At 62.3% G+C, this 17,539-nt stretch carries 17 protein-coding genes and 2 tRNA genes; 7 read left to right on the top strand and 12 right to left on the bottom strand.

What is annotated here, in order from left to right; genetic code table 11:
• Window positions 1–26 precede the first annotated feature (26 nt).
• Window positions 27–1,181, top strand: a complete 1,155-nt coding sequence (locus tag DM826_RS01560) for a glycoside hydrolase family 5 protein (RefSeq protein WP_165853221.1) — start codon at window positions 27–29, stop codon at window positions 1,179–1,181.
• 167 nt (window positions 1,182–1,348) lie between these two features.
• Here DM826_RS01560 and DM826_RS12925 read toward each other — a convergent pair whose 3' ends face one another.
• The 3 genes from DM826_RS12925 to DM826_RS01550 all read right to left on the bottom strand — a co-directional run bounded on the left by DM826_RS12925 (window position 1,349) and on the right by DM826_RS01550 (window position 3,960).
• Window positions 1,349–1,504, bottom strand: a complete 156-nt coding sequence (locus tag DM826_RS12925; protein ID WP_165853220.1) for a hypothetical protein — start codon at window positions 1,502–1,504, stop codon at window positions 1,349–1,351.
• A 104-nt stretch (window positions 1,505–1,608) separates the two neighbouring features.
• Complete coding sequence (locus tag DM826_RS01555) at window positions 1,609–3,498, bottom strand: methyl-accepting chemotaxis protein (RefSeq protein WP_120100626.1); 1,890 nt, start codon at window positions 3,496–3,498, stop codon at window positions 1,609–1,611.
• A gap of 282 nt (window positions 3,499–3,780) precedes the next feature.
• A complete protein-coding gene (locus DM826_RS01550) occupies window positions 3,781–3,960 on the bottom strand; it encodes a hypothetical protein (RefSeq protein ID WP_120100624.1) in 180 nt (59 codons plus the stop codon).
• 139 nt (window positions 3,961–4,099) lie between these two features.
• On the opposite strand from DM826_RS01550, the gene DM826_RS01545 reads away from it, so the two are divergent.
• Complete coding sequence (locus DM826_RS01545) at window positions 4,100–4,477, top strand: thioredoxin family protein (protein ID WP_120100622.1); 378 nt, start codon at window positions 4,100–4,102, stop codon at window positions 4,475–4,477.
• 165 nt (window positions 4,478–4,642) lie between these two features.
• Here DM826_RS01545 and DM826_RS01540 read toward each other — a convergent pair.
• The 3 genes from DM826_RS01540 to DM826_RS01530 all read right to left on the bottom strand — a co-directional run bounded on the left by DM826_RS01540 (window position 4,643) and on the right by DM826_RS01530 (window position 5,802).
• Window positions 4,643–4,717: transfer RNA gene (locus tag DM826_RS01540), tRNA-Val, on the bottom strand.
• Window positions 4,718–5,041: 324 nt separating this feature from the next.
• The gene (locus DM826_RS01535; protein ID WP_120100620.1) at window positions 5,042–5,569 is read right to left on the bottom strand and encodes a cob(I)yrinic acid a,c-diamide adenosyltransferase; all 528 of its coding nucleotides are present in this window, start codon (window positions 5,567–5,569) and stop codon (window positions 5,042–5,044) included.
• On the bottom strand, window positions 5,566–5,802 hold the full coding sequence (locus tag DM826_RS01530; RefSeq protein ID WP_120100617.1) for a glutaredoxin family protein: 237 nt from the start codon (window positions 5,800–5,802) through the stop codon (window positions 5,566–5,568). Before DM826_RS01530 ends, DM826_RS01535 begins: the two co-directional genes overlap by 4 nt.
• Before the next feature lie 91 nt (window positions 5,803–5,893).
• Between DM826_RS01530 and DM826_RS01525 the strand changes: the two genes are divergently transcribed.
• Together DM826_RS01525 and trxA are read left to right on the top strand one after the other, a co-directional pair.
• On the top strand, window positions 5,894–6,559 hold the full coding sequence (locus tag DM826_RS01525; protein ID WP_120100884.1) for a 2,5-diamino-6-(ribosylamino)-4(3H)-pyrimidinone 5'-phosphate reductase: 666 nt from the start codon (window positions 5,894–5,896) through the stop codon (window positions 6,557–6,559).
• Window positions 6,560–6,630: 71 nt separating this feature from the next.
• Entirely contained in the window at window positions 6,631–6,963 is a 333-nt protein-coding gene (gene trxA, locus DM826_RS01520) for a thioredoxin (RefSeq protein WP_120100615.1), read from the top strand.
• A 102-nt stretch (window positions 6,964–7,065) separates the two neighbouring features.
• Here trxA and DM826_RS01515 read toward each other — a convergent pair whose 3' ends face one another.
• From DM826_RS01515 to DM826_RS01500, 4 genes are all read right to left on the bottom strand, one after another.
• Entirely contained in the window at window positions 7,066–9,591 is a 2,526-nt protein-coding gene (locus DM826_RS01515; protein ID WP_205738779.1) for an ATP-dependent DNA helicase, read from the bottom strand.
• Window positions 9,592–9,692: 101 nt separating this feature from the next.
• A complete protein-coding gene (gene sucD, locus DM826_RS01510) occupies window positions 9,693–10,562 on the bottom strand; it encodes a succinate--CoA ligase subunit alpha (protein WP_120100613.1) in 870 nt (289 codons plus the stop codon).
• The gene (gene sucC / locus DM826_RS01505; RefSeq protein ID WP_120100611.1) at window positions 10,559–11,704 is read right to left on the bottom strand and encodes an ADP-forming succinate--CoA ligase subunit beta; all 1,146 of its coding nucleotides are present in this window, start codon (window positions 11,702–11,704) and stop codon (window positions 10,559–10,561) included. The genes sucD and sucC overlap by 4 nt, the downstream gene beginning before the upstream one ends.
• A 76-nt stretch (window positions 11,705–11,780) precedes the next feature.
• On the bottom strand, window positions 11,781–12,071 hold the full coding sequence (locus tag DM826_RS01500) for a hypothetical protein (protein WP_120100608.1): 291 nt from the start codon (window positions 12,069–12,071) through the stop codon (window positions 11,781–11,783).
• A gap of 108 nt (window positions 12,072–12,179) precedes the next feature.
• On the opposite strand from DM826_RS01500, the gene DM826_RS01495 reads away from it, so the two are divergent.
• Together DM826_RS01495 and DM826_RS01490 are read left to right on the top strand one after the other, a co-directional pair.
• Window positions 12,180–12,252: transfer RNA gene (locus tag DM826_RS01495), tRNA-Gln, on the top strand.
• Window positions 12,253–12,418: 166 nt separating this feature from the next.
• The gene (locus DM826_RS01490; RefSeq protein ID WP_120100605.1) at window positions 12,419–14,104 is read left to right on the top strand and encodes a hypothetical protein; all 1,686 of its coding nucleotides are present in this window, start codon (window positions 12,419–12,421) and stop codon (window positions 14,102–14,104) included.
• A 9-nt stretch (window positions 14,105–14,113) separates the two neighbouring features.
• On the opposite strand, the gene DM826_RS01485 is transcribed toward DM826_RS01490, so the two are convergent.
• Entirely contained in the window at window positions 14,114–15,271 is a 1,158-nt protein-coding gene (locus DM826_RS01485; RefSeq protein WP_120100603.1) for a PQQ-dependent sugar dehydrogenase, read from the bottom strand.
• Between the two features lie 159 nt (window positions 15,272–15,430).
• On the opposite strand from DM826_RS01485, the gene DM826_RS01480 reads away from it, so the two are divergent.
• Complete coding sequence (locus DM826_RS01480; protein WP_120100600.1) at window positions 15,431–16,375, top strand: ZIP family metal transporter; 945 nt, start codon at window positions 15,431–15,433, stop codon at window positions 16,373–16,375.
• A gap of 215 nt (window positions 16,376–16,590) precedes the next feature.
• On the opposite strand, the gene DM826_RS01475 is transcribed toward DM826_RS01480, so the two are convergent.
• Window positions 16,591–17,385, bottom strand: a complete 795-nt coding sequence (locus DM826_RS01475; RefSeq protein WP_120100598.1) for a hypothetical protein — start codon at window positions 17,383–17,385, stop codon at window positions 16,591–16,593.
• Window positions 17,386–17,539: the final 154 nt, after the last annotated feature.

Raw genomic sequence — 17,539 nt, 5'->3', positions numbered from 1 at the left:
AGACAAGGCGAACGAGTCTCCTACTGATGAGCGCACTAACAGGCCTGAGTGGCTGTCTTTCCACCGACAATGCACGTGAGGAAAAACAGAGTCACTCGGACGCGACCGCCGAGTTGCCACCGCTAGCTGTCGATGGCAACCATCTCGTCACGCCTGATGGAACGGCTGTCACCCTTCGCGGCGTTTCAATCGTTGATCCAAAACGGGGATCCACGACACCGAATCGAGGACGCTCCAGTGAGGACGTCCTCGCCCATCTCACTGATCAAACCGCTGGCTGGTACCCAACTGTCATTCGTATTCCTGTCCAACCGATCGATATCGGTGATACCGAGCATGGAGTCGCACCGACGCCACCGGCGTTTACGCAAGCTGAACTGGAGACGTATCTCAGCAGTTATCTCGATCCACTCGTTGCGCAATGTGCTGCCCGGAATGTCTACGCTATCATCGACTTTCACAGAGACGGCGAAAAGATTCCATGGGGATCGCTGCGTGAGGAGTCAATCAATCAGTCGCTGCAAGCAGAGGCGACGGTGTTCTGGGAGACAGTAGCGTCCCGATACGCCGATGCTGATCACGTTCTCTATGAGGTGTATAACGAACCAACCACCCCCGGGATGTGGGGACCGACGAGCGACCCCGCGATCAACGATATCTGGGCGTTGTTTCTGACGTTCATGCAACCGATCGTTGATACCATTCGGAACCACAGTGATACGGTTGCTATCGTCGGCTCCCCAGGGTGGTCAACGAGTCCGGAGGGTGCCTTACTCGATCCGGTAACCGGGGGCAATATCGCGTACGCATACCACGTGTATCCGGGCCATGCGGTCAGCAAGAACCGTGCGTGGGATGGGCAGACGGCTGGTGGGGGTGGCGTCGAAGCTGTGTATGAGACACATCCGCTGTTCGTTACCGAATTCGGCTGGCGAGATTACGATGATCGGTGGTTAGGCGGGACGACAGCCGACTTCGGAGAACCGTTTATGAACTGGCTTGAATCACACGACGCAATTAGTTGGACAGCGTGGTGTGCAGATGTCTGGTGGGAGCCAGCGATGTTCGTTCAAGGGGCTGAACCCGATGAATGGTTGTTGCGCGGGGCCGACAGCGGCTCAGACGAGGATGCTGGACAGTTCATCAAAGAACAGTTAGCGGCTGCAGCAGCAGATAACTGACAGCGATAGGTCGAGCGATCGGAAAACTACCTGCTGTCCTGCGAACGAGTTTCGTTGGCCCACTGCACTGTTTCCTTGTCACTGGCTCACGGCCAATTCCAGCGGCGTGAGACCGTGAGTAAGTGGCGTGTGACACGGGGATTACTCACCACCGATTACAACGGGGCTCAGTCGTCAGCTGGCGGCGCGGCTTCCGGTGGTGATTCCTCGGCGTCGAGTTCCGGCTCCTCGGCGTCGGCCTCGGGTGTCTCGGTTAGCATCTCGGTATCCTGTTCAGTGACGGCGTCTTCCCAGTCAATGTCCATGTCGACGTGGTGGCACATGGCAACAATCACCAAGGCATCGACGAATAAAAATCCTCGGCTAGACGACCGTACGCTGGCAGACACGAACGATACAACGCTCGTCGACCCTGCGTGTGGGAGCGTTACTGCGGGGTGTGCTGGCCGCCATCGGTCGCTTTGGGGGCCGGGGAACTCGCTGTCTGCGTCGGTTCGGTCTCCATGTTCGATGTTTCAAAGGCAGTGATCTCATCGCGAAGCGCGGCGGCCCGCTCTGAGAGTTCGTGGACGCTGTCGGTGACTTCCTTGAGAGAGGCAGCCTGTTCCTCGGTTGCGGCCGACACATCGGCGGCGTCGCCCGCCGTCTTGTCGCTCAGCGTCACGGCCTCGTCGACCATCGAGGCTACCTCTGTAGAGGACGCTGCCTGATCGTCGGTTGCTTCGGAGATTTCGGCGGTGCCGCTTTCGGCCTCATCGATCACATCGGCGATCTCATCGAAGATCTCGATCGTTGCGTCGATCGTTTCGGCACCCTCGGCGACCTGATCGGTCATCGCGTCGATGCCGTCGACTGTCTCGTCGGTCACTGACTGTGCCTCGGTGATCTGCTGTTCGATATCGTCGGTTGCCTCAGAGGCCGCCTCAGCCAGTGATTTTACCTCGGTGGCAACGACCGCAAACCCATCTCCGGCCTCGCCTGCACGAGCGGCCTCAATCGAGGCGTTAAGCGCAAGCAGGTTGGTCTGTTCGGCGATCTCATCGATCATATCGACGATCGCGTCGATCTCCGCCATCTTCTCGTCCAGCGTTTCGACCTGATCGGCCACCGCCTGGGCTTGGTGTTCGATCTCGTCGACCTGGGCCGTTGCGTCGGCCGCACGCGCCCGACCGGTATCGCTCTGATCAGCGGCCATCGCTGCTGTCGACGACACCTCCTCAGCGGAGGCCGCGATCTCTTCGATCGTCGCGGACATATCGCTCATCTCCCCGGACACACTCTCGAGTTGTTCGTTTTGGGTGTCGGCCCGGCGGGAGACATCCTCAACCGATCGGGCGACATCCTCTCCGGCCTGTTCGATCTCGCTCACGCTCGTTGTCACCTCCTCGCTTGCATCTGAGACGGCTGTCGCAAACGACTGAATCTCCATGACGGTGTCTTCCCACCGGTCGACCATGGTGTTGAATGAGGTTGCGATCTCTGCCATCGCCTCGTTGTCAACATCCTCGTCGAGCCGCTGTGTCAGATCCCCGGCCGCACAGGCATCGATCACACTTCCGTAGGAGTCGGCCAACTTCGTGTTGAGCGCAGCCATCTCCTCGCGCTGTTGTTCAGCCTGTTGTCGCTGTCGGTCTGCCTCTGCACGCTGCTGTTCGACGTTGTCTTTCGCCTGTTCGACCTCCTCGATCTGGGCTTCGATCTCGTTGCGGGCGATCGCCAGCGACTGCCAGTTGATCAGGATGGCGACCGAAAGCATGCTGACAAACACCGCGTGAATGCCGCCCCAGACGACCGGGTTGGCCATCGCAGCCGGATGATTGTAGACCGTAAACCACTCGATCAGCCCGAAGACGCTGTGTTGGGTGGCAACGTAGCCGATCGCAACGCCGAACGGCACCCAGTCCTCGTAGAGCGCGACGACACCGACGCCGACAAAGTACAGAAAGTGTGCCTCGATGAAGCCGCCAGTAAAGTAGGCTAATACCGCGGCCGTGGTCATAAAGCCAAACGAGGCGAGTGAGGTGCGTACCCGTCGTGGGAAGGTTGGCACCACAGCAAGTCCAAGTAAACCGACGATGAGCCCGATCCCGGCGATCGAGTGGGTCAGCGGGATGGCGGGCAGCTCTGCCCCAGTGACCGATTCGATGCCTGTGAGACGACTGATCGCGTAGATAATCGGCAACTGCAGCGCTGTCGCGATGAGCACGCCCCGATGGCGGCTCTCGAATGCATCATCTGAGATCCGACTCCCATCGGGAATATTGGTGATGAATCGTTGCAGTTTCCGGCCGACGCGGCTCTCAGTCTGGGCCAGCATGGCCCTAATTAAACATATATGCCAGTATAACCGTTTCGGATATATAATAAATGGTGAACATTCGGTTTTAACAAAATGTATGTTTGAATAAGTATAGAAAATATGTACAATACATAGGTATTCGAACTGTCACAACGCGGACTCACAACGGTTGCGTTTCCCGATTTTACCACACCGGCACCGCTTTTGACTCCCAGTCGCCCGTACGCCTCCACGGTGTGAGTCGACGGTGACAGCCACTGACTAGTTCGAGAGGTATGCTCTCTCCCAACGCGGTGACTGTTATCGCCACGGCGACTGCCGGGAGGGGCTGGCGTCGATGAAGCCATCCCCGAGGGTCGCCCGTACCACCTGCTTGAGCGCGAGCCCGGCGATGAGCCCGAAGATTGTCATCACGACCATCGACTGGAGTTTCAGCAGCAACTGTTGCTCGGCGGAAACCGAGAGAATGATCGAACTCATAACACATATTTCGGCTCGATAGGCAAAATTTCATGGGTTGATATCACATGCCATACCTACGAGGTGGATCGCACCGCGGTCAAGACCGGGATTCAGTTTGGCCGAACGCCTTAGATAGCCAGCCCCCCTACTTCTCGCTATGACTGAGACAGCCGATACTGCGGCGGACACCCAAGCGACAACCCGCCCAACCAATCTTGCCGACGAAGCGGCCCTTGATGACTTCATCTCGGAACACGAGATCGCGTTGGTCGAGTTCTACACGGAGGGCTGTAGCATCTGTGCAAGCATGGAACCGATCGTCGGCAACGTTGCTCGCCAACTCGACATCGGGGTCGCTCTCGTCAACCCACGAGACGACCCGCCGCTCGTCGACCGCTTTGAGGTGCGGAGCGTGCCGCTGTTTGTCTTGTTTGTCGACGGCGACCCAGTTGCCCGCTATGCCGAGGGCTTCGTCCCCGGCGACGACCTTACCGCTTGGATCGACGCCCAAGTCGACACAACCACGGATCACTGAGTATCGGTTTCGACGGCAGTCTCTCCCGGCTGCGTTCGACTCAGTGAGGAGACCCTAGTATCCTTGTTGCCGACGGCTGCGCGAAGCTGGTCAGTCCTGCTGCTGTGACTGCTGCATTGACCGCGAGCCTGTCGGCTTACTCCTTCAAACGCGCAAGAAATCGAATGGGTCAGGACGGATTTGAACCGTCGGCCTGCTCCGTGTGAAGGAGCCGTCATAACCAGACTAGACCACCGACCCGACAGCGAAAACTCACACTCGGCTGGACTTAAAGGCTTCTCTCCGCGATATCGCCGCCCACGCTGGGGGAGGTGACGAACCGCGTTCGGCCACGCACTATTTAGGCTCGCCTAAACCGAAACCTATACATTGGATTAGGCAAACCTAAAAATACGGTCGCCGACGGATTCCTGCTTCCGTTGCGACCGCATCGTATCGCCTCCGTCGTGTCACCGACGGCATCGTTGGCATCATCCGCACCGCGACGACCGTCATCCGCCCGTCTGTCCCGTCGGTCGTCGCCGGGTTCTCTTCGACTGAATGGCGAGCACTGATCAGCACTGCTCAGTAGCTTGGCGATTCCTCAGGGATTTCGTCGCGTGAGTTGACCAGTCGCGCGAACGTAAACAGTGCGTCCGAGAGCCGATTCAGATACACCAACGCCTCGGCGTTGATCGGTTCATTGTTGGCGAGTTCAACCGCCCGCCGCTCGGCCCGCCGGGTCACCGACCGGGCGTGATGGAGTGCTGCCCCGCTGTCGCTGCCACCCGGCAGGATGAACTCGGTGAGCGGGTCAAGCTCCTCATCAGCGGTGTCGATCCAGTCTTCGACTTCTTCGACGTGGGCCTCCTCGATCGAGGGATCGTCGGCCTCCGGCATCGAGAACTCCGCTTGGATGATATGGAGGTGGTTTTGGACGCCGGCCAGCCAGTCGTCGACATCGTCGTAACCGGTCGGTCGCGCCCGGCCGATCAGCGAGTTGGCCTCGTCGACAACGCCGTAGGCTTCGATCCGGACGTTCGTTTTCGACACCCGCGAGCGATCCCGCAGATCCGTGAGTCCCTCGTCGCCGCGGCCGGTGTAGATCGTCATGCCAGACTCCGTTCGATAAAGCTGAGAATATTTTCGCTTTCGGCCATCGTCACACCGCGTTCCTCGTCGACGATGACGGGGACGCTTCGCTGCCCGCTGACGCGTTTGACATCGTTGCGATCGGAGTGAAGCGGGTCTGTCCAGCTCGTCTCGTAGTCGATATCGTTGTCGTCGAGGGCGTCGTGGACGTTTTCGCAGTACGGACACCCATCGAGCGCATACAGGGTCACCATACCCCGCGTTTGGGTTCAGCAGGCAAGTAGCTTAGTGCCGCGGTTACGCGGCGACCGAAACCCAGATGTCGATCACGCGCTGAATGCCGGTATGCACGTCGTCGTCAACGCCGCGATGAGCGTCGATGGCAAACTCGCCTCCCGACGCCGGGAGCAACTCGCCATCAGCGGCCCCGAGGATTTTGACCGCGTCGACCGAATCCGGGCGGCCGCCGACGGCGTCATGGTCGGCGTCGGCACTGTGCTGGCTGACGACCCCCATCTCACACTTGACGTGACTGACCGCCGCGTGCAGCGACAGCGACACGGCCGGCCGGGTAACCCCGCCCGTGTCGTCGCTGACTCGACAGCCCGAACCCCACTCGATGCCCGCATTCTCGACGACGAGGCGACGACCTACCTGCTTGTGTCCGAACAGGCACCCGAAGACAGGCGAACCGAACTGGCTGATGCAGGCGCGGAGCTCATCGTCGCTGGCGACGACCGCGTTGATCTCGCCGCCGGGATCGACCGCCTCGCCGACGAGGGGCTTGAACGGCTCATGATCGAGGGCGGCGGTGAACTCATCTCCTCGGCCTTTGAGGAGGGACTCGTCGATGAACTCTCTGTGTTCGTCGGCTCGATGCTCATCGGCGGCCGAGACGCGCCGACGCTGGCCGACGGCGACGGCTTCACCGAGGAGTTCCCGGCGCTCACGCTCGACGATATCGAACAATTGGACGACGGCGTGGTGTTGAACTACACGATCGACGGCTAAACCCGAGCGGTTGTGTGTGCTGTCGGCATCGCCCCTCCATGCTTATATGTAATGCTACCGAAGAAGGTAATATGAGCCAAGCAGCTACCGAGCCGATCCACGTATCCGACAGCGACCACTTCGCGGAACTGATCGCCGACAACGAGGTTGCCCTCGTCGACTACTACGCCGACTGGTGTGGCCCCTGTAAGATGCTGGCCCCAACAGTAGAGGAGTTGGCTGCCGAAACCGACGCCGCAGTCCTGAAAGTCGACATCGACGAGCTCCAAGAGCTCGCCAGCGAAAAGGGCATCCGGAGCGTCCCGACCATCGAGTTCTACCACAACGGCGAAGCCGCTGACCGCGTTGTCGGCGTCCAGGATAAGGCCGACCTGCAGGCTGCGCTTGACGAACTGCGCGCGTAAGCGACTGCGCGACACCAGAATCGGATCGATCACTGATCGACGGCGACGGTCGCTGCGGTATCACCGGCTGCTCTTCTGTTATTTAGTATCACACAGCCAGTCTTACTCCCAGAATGCCTCAAATTGGCTGTCGAGATACTCCGGCGTTAACCGCCGAAACTCCGCACGCTCTTGGTCGGCAAAAAACGGCGCGACCGACCGCGGTTTGTCGGGGAGGTATCGCTCGCCGACGAGCACTCGAACGCCGCGTTCCTCGGGCCCGCGCAACACCCGACCGATCGCCTGCCGCACCTGTCGGACGGCTGGCACCGTCAGCGCGTAGTCGAAGGCGTTGTCGCGCCCGAACCGATCGCCGTAGGCGTGCCGTACCGCCTGCACGCGCGGGGAGCCGATGTTGACAAGCGGAATCCCGAACACCGCACAGGTGTGTAACTCCTCGCCCTCGTAGTCGACGCCCTCAGTCAGCGTCCCGCGGGTGCTTGTCACCAACACCGCGTGATCGTCGTCGACGAACCCCTCGCGGAGCGCGTGGGTCGCCTCGTGACTTGAGGATTCATCGAGATAGACTGGTTTGTCGATCTCCTCGCGCAGCCGACCGGCGGCCCACTTTGCCTCGGCGTAGTTGGGGTAACACAGTAGGATGTTCCCGTGGCTGCGGGCGATCTCGCGGGCGACGTAGGCGTAGCGATCCCGGGTCGCGTTATCGGGGCCGGTCGGGTCGCCACGGTTGCGGGCGGTGAACGGCTCCACATCGACGATCCAGCTTTCGCGGTTGGCGACGGGGAACTGGAGATCGTAGCTGCGGCGGTCGACGCGACGGGGCGGTCGGTCGTCGCCCCTGCCGGCTGTGTCGCCGCCGGCTGTGCTGCCTCCCGCCGCGACCGACGACAGCCCACTGACCGCCTCGAACACGTCCAACGGTTCTAGCGTCGCACTCATCAGAACGCCGCCGCCGAACTCGCCTAAGATTTCGCCCACCTGCTCGGCTGGAATACAGTTGTACATCACCAGCGAGGCGTTGTAGGCGGTTCGCCACTCGGGATCGAGACGATCTCTGTCGGCGTCGGTCGGCTCCAGCGTGATCTCTCGGAAAAAGGCGGTGTGATCCCGCGTCCACCACTGGCCGAAGCGTGCGCCGACGACGGTACAGACGCAGTCGCGGTCGATGCCGAGTTGGCTGAGTGCGTCTTCGACCGCACCCCCGACTTTCCCAAGCGTTCGGAAGAACGCGCCATCGTAGCCCGCAGTTTCGGCCCATTCTGTGAAGCTATCGCGTTCGTCGGTTTCGGGATCGCGGAGTTCGAGTTCGATCCGCTCGCTCGGCAGGTCGTCAGGGTAGCCGGCCGCGTAGCCCTCGAACCGCTCGGCGAGCGCGTCGTCGATGTGATCGTCGAGCCACGCGACCGCCTCGCGGTAGAAGGTTTGGGCCTGCTCGACGGCTTCGTAGGGCACGTCGTGTTCGGCGAGATATTTCTCGACCAGTTCCTTGTTGTCGGGGTGTTGGCTGGCGCGATCCAGCAGTTCGCCGAGATCGCGCTGGGCCTGTGTGAGCGTCACCCGACCGACCGTGTCGCTGACGAGATCGCGGACGCGCTCCTCGATCCGGTGGGCCTCATCAAGGATCACGAGCGTGCGCTCATCGAGGATCGGCTCGGTGAGGTTGCGGGTGCGGGAATCGAAGAGATGGTTGTAGTTGCCGATGACGACATCCGCGTGTTCCAGCAGGACACCCATCGCCCGGTGGGGACAGGTGCCGGCCTCGACCGACGCCGGCAGGAATTCCTCAGTCGAGAGCACATGATCGACGCCCTGCTCGAAGCCGACGGGCGACCCTTTGTCGCGGGCGTACCAGTCGGCCTCGAACGGACAGTACAGCGGTGTCGACTCCCCCTCGGTCAGTTCTGCCGGCGCTGCCGGCTGGGCAGTGCCGTACGGTGCGCTCGCGCCGGCCGTCTCAAGTGGCGTGGCGTCGGCATCGCCGCCGGACTGCTGGGCTGCGCGGAGATCCTGCTGAGCCGTCTGAACGAGTTCGAGTGCGCGCTCAGTATCCCACCACTGTTCGGTATCCTCACGGCCGGCGGTGAGCCGCGCTGCTGGCTCGGGGGCGTCAGCGGTGTCGCCGCCAACCCCACCGGCAACGCTGCCGAGGAGTTGGGAGGCGATCGACGATTGCGTTGTCGTCTCACCTCCGCCGTCATTGTCGTCGGCGCGAATGAGATCGGCTGTCGAATCCCGGAGCTCCTCACACCGATCGTGGACGCTCGCGTCGTCCGGAAACAGGTCTTCACGGCCGTACGGACAGAGATCGGTTTTGCCGACGAGGGCGACGCCGGCGAGTGGCTCCTCGATCCTGCGGTTGATCGTTCGCAGGTCGTCGATGAACTGCTGGCGTTGCTGTTTGACCGGTGTGGCGACGAAGACGTTGTCGAAGCTGTCGGTCTCACGGAGGAGGGTTGCCGCCGCGGTCAACGCGGCCATCGTCTTTCCGGTGCCGCAAGGGCCCTCCATGGCGAGGTAGCCACGGTCGCCGACGGTCTCGATGGCCTGCTCGATGGCGTCGGCTTGGTTTGCGTAGGGCGCCGAAAAGCCGAAATACGGCCCCCAGTCCGGGTCGGACTCGCTGGTCACATCTGGGGTTGGTGCCTACCCGGATTTATATGCTCGCACCCGCGGTCGGTACTCCCGGGCGGCGCTTGTAGATGCTTGAAATAAAATCGCAGCAGCGGTGACTACAGGAAGTCGTCGATCGCTTCGGCGACCTCACCAGGCGTGTCGGCAACCGGGACGCCGGCGTCGTTGAGCGCGTTGATCTTCGATTCGGCGGTGCCGGTGCCGGAGCCGGAGACGATGGCCCCCGCGTGGCCCATCCGCTTGCCCGGCGGCGCGGTGCGACCGGCGATGAAGCCCGCAACTGGGGTGTCCATGTACTCGGCGATGTATTTCGCGGCCTGCTCCTCGTCCTCGCCGCCGATCTCGCCACACATGGCGATCGCGTCGGTTTCGGGGTCGGCCTCGAAGGCCTCCAGCGCGTCGATAAAGGAGGTGCCGATGATCGGGTCGCCACCGATGCCGATGGCGGTCGTTTGGCCGATCCCGCGGTCGGTCAGATTCGAGACGACCTGATACGTCAGGGTGCCCGAGCGGGAGACAAGGCCGACGTTGCCGGCCTCGAAGATGTTGCCCGGCAGGATGCCGAGTTTGGCCTCGCCCGGCGTGATGATGCCCGGACAGTTCGGGCCAATGAGGTTCGTATCGACTTCGGATAGCCGTTTGTTCACCTTCGCCATGTCCTGTGTCGGGATGCCTTCGGTGATAGCGACGACGAGATCGAGGTTGGTATCGAGAGCTTCGAAGACGGCGTCGCCGGCGAACGCCGGCGGGACGAAGACGACAGAAGCGTTTGCATCCTCGGCCTCGACAGCCTCGTCGACGGTGTCGTAGACCGGAACCCCGGCGACCTCTTGGCCGCCCTTGCCTGGCACCGCGCCGGCGACGACGTTGGTGCCGTACTCCAGCATCTGTTCGGTGTGGAACTTCCCTTCGCCGCCGGTGATGCCCTGCACGACGACGCGGGTGTCATCGTCAACGAAGACGCTCATTGAGCCACCTCCTCGGCGTTGGCGACCGCACGTTGGACGGCGTCCTCAAGCGTCGCTTCGACCTGCACAAGGTCGGTGTTGAGGATTTCCATGCCTTCCTCGGCGTTGGTGCCGGCGAGTCGGACGACGACCGGTTTCGGGATCTCCTCGAAGTCTTCGAGGGCTTCGTTGATGCCCTTCGCTACTTCGTCGCCACGGGTAATCCCGCCGAAGATGTTGAAGACGACGCTGTCGACGTTTTCGTCGGAGAAAACCATGTCGAGGGCGTTGCCGATGCGGTCGGCTTTCGCGCCGCCGCCGACATCGAGGAAGTTCGCGGGGGTGCCGCCGTAGTAGTCGACGAGGTCGAGTGTCGCCATCACGAGGCCCGCGCCGTTGCCGATAATCCCCGTGTTGCCGGAGAGGCGAACGTAATCGAAGCCGTACTCGCCGGCCTTGCGTTCGAGGTCGTTCTGGTAGGAATCTTCCTCCATGTCGGCGAGGTCGGGCTGGCGGAAAAGGGCGTCCTCGTCGATGTTCATGACCGCGTCGGCGGCGATCACGTCACCGTCGCCCGTGATCATCACGGGGTTGATCTCGATGTCGCTGGCGTCGTTGGCCTCGTAGAGCTCGTAGAGCGTCGAGAGAATCGAGGATACGTCGCGGGCGTACTCGGCGGGGACGCCGGCGTCGTAGACGACCTTGCGCGCCTGGTAGGGGTGGAGCCCGAAGGCGGGGTCGATGTGCTCTTGGGCGATGGCGTCGGGATCCTCCTCGGCGACGGCCTCGATATCGACACCGCCTTTCGTTGAGACCATGGCGACGGGTTCGCCTTCGCCGCGATCCATCGTGACGCCGACGTAGTACTCGTCGACGAAGTCGACGCCTTCCTCGACGAGGACGCGGTCGACGGTGTAGCCTTTGAGATCCATTCCGAGGATGGACTCAGCGGCCTCGCGTGCTTCCTCCTCGCTGGTGGCGATCTTGATCCCGCCGGCTTTCCCGCGGCCGCCGACGTGTACCTGCGCTTTGATCGCTGCTGGATAGCCGATCGCGGACACCGCATCGAGGACGCCCGCAACGCTGTCTGCAAGTTGGGAGTTCGGCACCGGAATCCCGGCGTCCGCGAAGATGTCCTTCGCCTGATACTCGTGAAGTCGCATACGTGTGTACGCGGGACGGACTGACGGTTAAATCCGCCCATTTTCGGCGACTTGGGTGACACCTCGACCCCGACGGCTACGACCTGTTGACACTCGCTCGGCCGATCCCAAGCAGGCCGAAGAGAGCCCCGAGGCCGGTCAGCCCGACGCCGCCGGTGATGAGCGGCTGGAGGACGAACGTGTTGCAGCCGTCGGTGTAGCTGACTGTAAGGGAGTCGAGATCGACCCCTTCCAGCGCGTAGCGTGGCTCGTGGTCGGGGCAGCCAACGTCGGTACTGCCGGCAGCCGGGCCGAAGAGCACGGCCGTCAGCATCACCACCGCAAGCCCGAGGGTGACACAGAGCACCCCGACGCGTTGTAGTCCCATACCGGCCACTGACACCGGTGGCGTATATCGCTGGTGGGCGTCGCCGCAGCACCAGCCGTGTCACGAAAAGAAAGGACTAATGTAATCGCCAGCCTGACCTTGGAATGCAGTCCCGTGGTGTAGTGGCCAATCATATGGGCCTTTGGAGCCTATGACGGCGGTTCGAATCCGCCCGGGACTACTTTTACTGTAACACTGAGCCTTGGCGTTCCAATTCACGGCCGCGATGGTCGAGCAGCCCCATTACGTCTACCCCGACAACTGGTTCACACGAGCCGCGGCTAATAAACGAGGTTAACCGTCCGCCCGACAGACTCCTATGGCATACATGGCGTGACGGCATCCCGATGCCGGTCGCCATCACCCTCTCGATGGATCGAAACGAACTGCTGGTCGTCGTGATCGCCGTCGCACTAATGGCGATTCCGGTCTCTGTGATCTCTTACTCGGTCATCACCAACACGACCGTCAGCGACCTCACCTACGAGACCGAGACTGGCTTTGAGGTCACGGTCACCGAAAGCAAAGCCGTCGAGTCGAAACCGGTCGTCGGCAACGACTCCTGGACGAGTGGCCCCCTCGAACTCAGCAGCGGTGGCCCGGCGTCGGCTACCGTCAGCGACGATGCCTTCGAGGCCTCACAGGTCGGCATCGAATCGGTCGACGCCACACGCAACCCCGTCACCGTCAACCGAAGCGATATCGGCCAGGTCACGCTGGACGGACAGTTCGATCAGTTCACGACCCCCGGCATCGACCCGACCGACGAGCAACCCGACTTTAGTTATCGAGCCGGTGAGCCTGTCACCGTCTCGGTCAGCGGCGTCTCGCCCGACAACAGCGTCGCTGCTGTCGCCGACGACCAGGTCGTTGCCACCGACGCCGCTCCGAACCCGGATGGGACAGCGACATTTCAGGATCTCCCGCGCGGCCAGCAGACGATTCGCGTGGCCGAACTCCCCTCCGAGCTGTCGATCCGGGATGTCACCGATGGCTCGCTGATCGACGGCAGCGAGACCACTGTAACGCTCACGCCCGTCGATACCGGCGAGCCGGTCACCCGCCAGACAACGCGTGATGGCACGATCAACATGACTGGCCTCCCGGTCAACACACGGTTTGCTGCCGAACTCGCTTCGGATGGTGGCTACTACGACCGCCGCGTCCGGCTCCCCGCCCGGATCGACCAACAGCCGGCATATCTGCTGCCTGCTGAGGACTCGGTGGCAGCCGTTACCCCACGGCTGCGGCTGGCTGATCAAACCGGCCGGTTCGATGCGGAACGATCCGAACTCCGCCTTCAGCGACCGGTGCCAACAGACGCCGGCACCCAGTATCAGACCGTCGCCGGCGACATCCTCGGCGACAATGGCTTTCAGACGGCCCTCCAGCGCAACCAGCAGTATCGCGTCGTGATCGTCGATCCGACCGCCCAGCAAACCCACGTCACCACCGTCACGCCTCGGCGGAGCGAACCGACTGCGCTGCCGATTGAGCCGATCGAATACACCACGACCGAATCGATCTCAGGGATCAACATCTCGACGGCCTACCGTCGCCCCGAGGGTGGCGATCGACTCGCGGTCAACCTCTCGAATGTCCGCGCTGCTGAGCTGACGCTCTCGGAGGCGGGCAACGCATCGAACACGATCTTGGAGGACTCCTATGCGCAGAATATGACCGCGGATGTGCCGGTTCCGGACGACACCACTGAGTCGAACTGGAACGCCGACTACGAGGCGACGAACATGAACGATGCGACGATCAGCGGCCAGCAGTCAATCCAGAATCCAACACGCCAAGAACGTCGGGATGCGGTGGTGCGCGCGGTGTTGTCGATCCTGTTAGTCGTTGTTCTCGGCAGTCTCGCCATGCGCATCGCCCCCTCGGTCGGTGGTGCGGTGATCATCATTGCCGCCGGTCTGCTCTGGCTTGCCGGCTGGATGCCGGTGGAGGCCGGGCTCCCGTCGATCGCGGTCGGTGTGATCGTCGGCGTGTTGGGCGTTATCTCTGGCTCTCGCCGATCGCTGTGAGCCGCGGGCTCAGGTGTCCGGCAGCAGCCGAACGATCGGGGCCGATCCGTCGTCGATCGCGAGATAGAGCCCACCCTCGGGGCCGACGGCGACCGCCCGCACCCGCCAGCCGCGGTCGGCGACGAGTGGTTCACGGAGAGTCACGTCATGGCCATCAATCCCGAGATGCACAAGGCGTTGGCCGGCCAGTCCGCCGACGAAGAGGTCACCTTGCCACGCCGGGAATGCCTCGCCGTCGTAGAACGTCATTCCGCTCGGTGCGGGGCCGTCCTCGCCGCAGGGCCAGCCGAAGACCGGCCCGATCACGTCCTCGCGGTCGGCGTGGCTCACGCCGATCGGTTGGCCGGTGCCGTAGGTACAGCCCTCGTCGGCGATTGGCCAGCCGTAGTTGCCGCCGCGCTCGATGACGTTGATCTCGTCGCCATCGGACTCGCCGAACTCACTTTCCCAGATCGCGCCCGTTTCGGGATGAACATCGAGGCCCTGTGCGTTTCGGTGGCCGTAGCTGTAGATCGCATCTTGGGCGGCCTCCTCGTCGACGAAGGGGTTATCCGCGGGGATCGAGCCATCCGCCCCCAGTCGCAGTGTTGTCCCAAGGTCATTGCCTCGGTCTTGGGCGACGTGCTCGGGGCCGAAGTTCTTGAACTGGCGATCGCCGACCGTCATATACAGATAGCCTTCGGGCCCGAATGTGACCCGAGAGCCGTAATGCCCCGAGGAATCGACGGCCGGTTCCGCGGTGTACAGCGTTTCGAAGTTGGTCAACCGGTCGCCACCGGCGTCGAGTCGCCCGCGAGCAAGCCGGGTTGTTGTGCCATCCTCGGCTGCGATCGCGTAGGTAAGATACACCCACGAATCGTCGGGCCCCCACGTCACATCGAGTAGCCCGCCCTGTCCGGCGGCATCGACCGCGGGTACCCCGCTGATCTCGGTTGCTGTGCCGGCGTTGGGGTCGACCTGCTGAAGCCGCCCTGGATCGCGCTCGGTGACCAACAGCGCGTCATTAGGGCCGCCAGCAGCCAGCCCCCACGGGTGGGTCAGCCCCTCAACGACTCGCTCGACGGTGATCCCTGCCTGCGTTGACTGCTCTGGTGGCTCGCTCAGACAGCCCCCAAGCGCGCCGGCACCGACTACCCCTACAGCCGACAGATAGCTGCGTCGTTCCATAACTCCATATCGGCTGTCGCAGACAAAATGACACCGACTCACCACAATATGAGTCCTTGCCAGCAGGAGTGAGACTACTCTCCCGCGCTGTTTTAGGTTAGACAAAATTTTGTTTTTCACTTACAAACTTTCTTTACTATCGGGTGTGAAAACCGACGTATGAGCCTCCTGGTGAATTTGACGCTTGTCTTTGTTGCCGGGCTAATCACGGCGTTGGCGACCGGGCTTGGGGCGATCCCGTTTTTCTTCGTTGAGGACTTCAGCGACCGCTGGAACGTCGCCCTGTGGGGTATCGCCTCGGGGATCATGGTCGCCGCATCGCTGTTCGGCCTCGTCAACGAGGGGTTGGCCTACGCCAGCGACGGACTGCCGACGCTCATGGTCGGCGGCCTCGTCGCGGGGGTCGTCCTCGTTGAGGTTGCTGATCGCGTGCTTGATGCGGCCGATGTCGGTGGCGACGGTGGCCACGATACGGCGCACGAGCACGACCATGCGGACGACCACGACGCTGACGCAGCCGCCGCTGTCGACGAGAACGAGGCCCTCCCTGACGGCGATGGGGGGACTCACAGCCACGACCATCCGATTGACGTCGAAGCCTTCGCCGAGGGCGACCTCAAAAAGCTCGTGTTGATTCTGGGGATTCTGACCGTTCACAGCTTCCCGGAAGGCGTCGCCGTCGGTGTCTCCTTTGCGGAACTCGGCTTGGAAGGCGGGGTCGGCGTGCTCGGTATCTCCGTGCCACTGCTGGCTGTGTTTATGACGATCGCGATCTCGATCCACAATATCCCCGAGGGCACCGCTATCGCCATCCCGATGCGGGCAATGGGGCTCTCGAAGTGGCGGATGGTCGGCGCGGCGGTCTTTTCGAGTCTGCCCCAGCCGATCGGCGCGGTCATCGCCTTCGCGTTTGTGACCTGGGCTGAATCGTTCCTTCCGTTCGGCTTCGGCTTTGCGGCCGGCGCGATGATCTATCTCGTCCTCACGGAGTTCATCCCGGAGGCGTTGGCCACCGGCGTCGACCTCCCGCGTCACGGCTACGGCGAGTTGGCGACCGGGATCGTCGCCGGCGTCTTGTTGATGCTGCCGTTGTTGTACGTCTAAGTAGCACCCGTCGTCGACGCCTCCGGGGGTTGCTGGTGACGCTCACCCCCGATTCGATCGGGAGCTGCGCACAACTATTTTTACGCCTGTCGCTGATACGAGATATCGATGAACACGTTCCAAAAGATCGGCCTGGCGATTGTGGGGGTTATCCTGCTGTTTCTGCTGATCGGCATGGCCCTCGAAATCCCGCTGTGAGCGGCCCCCAGCGGCATTTAGGCCGTATCTTCGATCGTCGAGGTTTCGGTGTTGCCGTCGGCGTCGGTGCCGGTGACGGTGAGGGTGTACAACACCCCGCTTTGGATCGTGTATCCCGAATTTGGATCGATCGTTTCCGCGGGGTTGCCGCTCGGATTGTAGCGGTTCGACGGCGGGAGCGTGACCGTTTTTTCGCCGACGATCGTCCCACCCGAGCCCCCTTCTCGTACCTCGTAGGCGACCGCGACGAGATCATCGTCGCCGTCGTCGTCACGCACATCGACGCTTTTGATCTCGAAGACGTTCCCCTGGTTGCCCTGCGGTGGGGCCGCGGTGAACTCCTGATCCCGAACCGGTTTCTGGATCCGGATCGCGCCGGCGACGTTGCCGGTTTCAGCTGTCACGCTGCCGGTCGTTTGAATCGAAAGCGTGGGGCTGGTCGCGCTGATGCTGTAGGTGATCGTCCCTGCTATGGTGGCGGTCAGATCGACGGTGCCGCTGTTGCCGCCGGCGAGACTGAACGTAATCGAACAGCCAGTGCCGCCGTTTGGGCTGTGGAGTGTCCCGTCGGCACAGCTATCCAGTGTGAGAGTGTAACTCACGGTGTCGGCCGTGTTGTTCGTGATCGTCACCATCGGCTCTCGGGCGTTCTTTTTCACCGGGCCACGATCGACGAGCCCGACAAGCGCGTTGGTGTCGCTGACAGCGATCCCGAAGGGCCGTCTGGTGTCGACCTGATCGAAAGCCCCCGAGGTACTCACACCCAGTGCCACCCCACCAAGGAGGATCCCGATGGCGGCACGCCGTGTCACGCCTCCCCTGCCGGTTCGTGACGATCCTCGTGTCATCCCTGCCAACTCCTGAGATCAACAGCGATCGCCGTCGCTCCCCTTCCGTGGCTGCTGCCACGGGGTGTCGCGGTGGGTGCGACCGCCTGCTGTGATCGAGACATGTCTTACTGTATGT

Source organism: Halonotius aquaticus (assembly GCF_003605575.1).
Classification (GTDB): domain Archaea; phylum Halobacteriota; class Halobacteria; order Halobacteriales; family Haloferacaceae; genus Halonotius; species Halonotius aquaticus.
This window is presented reverse-complemented; position numbering and strand designations above follow the sequence as displayed.

Coding starts and splice junctions, on each gene's coding strand:
- trxA (WP_120100615.1), top strand. CDS start 6,631: ATGAGCCAAGCAGCTACCGAGCCGATCCACGTATCCGACAGCGACCAC.
- DM826_RS01500 (WP_120100608.1), bottom strand. CDS start 12,071: ATGGGACTACAACGCGTCGGGGTGCTCTGTGTCACCCTCGGGCTTGCG.
- DM826_RS01535 (WP_120100620.1), bottom strand. CDS start 5,569: ATGACGATCTACACCGGCCGCGGCGACGAGGGACTCACGGATCTGCGG.
- DM826_RS01560 (WP_165853221.1), top strand. CDS start 27: ATGAGCGCACTAACAGGCCTGAGTGGCTGTCTTTCCACCGACAATGCA.
- DM826_RS01530 (WP_120100617.1), bottom strand. CDS start 5,802: ATGGTGACCCTGTATGCGCTCGATGGGTGTCCGTACTGCGAAAACGTC.
- DM826_RS01545 (WP_120100622.1), top strand. CDS start 4,100: ATGACTGAGACAGCCGATACTGCGGCGGACACCCAAGCGACAACCCGC.
- DM826_RS01480 (WP_120100600.1), top strand. CDS start 15,431: ATGAGCCTCCTGGTGAATTTGACGCTTGTCTTTGTTGCCGGGCTAATC.
- DM826_RS01485 (WP_120100603.1), bottom strand. CDS start 15,271: ATGGAACGACGCAGCTATCTGTCGGCTGTAGGGGTAGTCGGTGCCGGC.
- sucC (WP_120100611.1), bottom strand. CDS start 11,704: ATGCGACTTCACGAGTATCAGGCGAAGGACATCTTCGCGGACGCCGGG.
- DM826_RS01490 (WP_120100605.1), top strand. CDS start 12,419: ATGCCGGTCGCCATCACCCTCTCGATGGATCGAAACGAACTGCTGGTC.
- DM826_RS01525 (WP_120100884.1), top strand. CDS start 5,894: ATGCACGTCGTCGTCAACGCCGCGATGAGCGTCGATGGCAAACTCGCC.
- sucD (WP_120100613.1), bottom strand. CDS start 10,562: ATGAGCGTCTTCGTTGACGATGACACCCGCGTCGTCGTGCAGGGCATC.
- DM826_RS12925 (WP_165853220.1), bottom strand. CDS start 1,504: ATGTGCCACCACGTCGACATGGACATTGACTGGGAAGACGCCGTCACT.
- DM826_RS01555 (WP_120100626.1), bottom strand. CDS start 3,498: ATGCTGGCCCAGACTGAGAGCCGCGTCGGCCGGAAACTGCAACGATTC.
- DM826_RS01550 (WP_120100624.1), bottom strand. CDS start 3,960: ATGAGTTCGATCATTCTCTCGGTTTCCGCCGAGCAACAGTTGCTGCTG.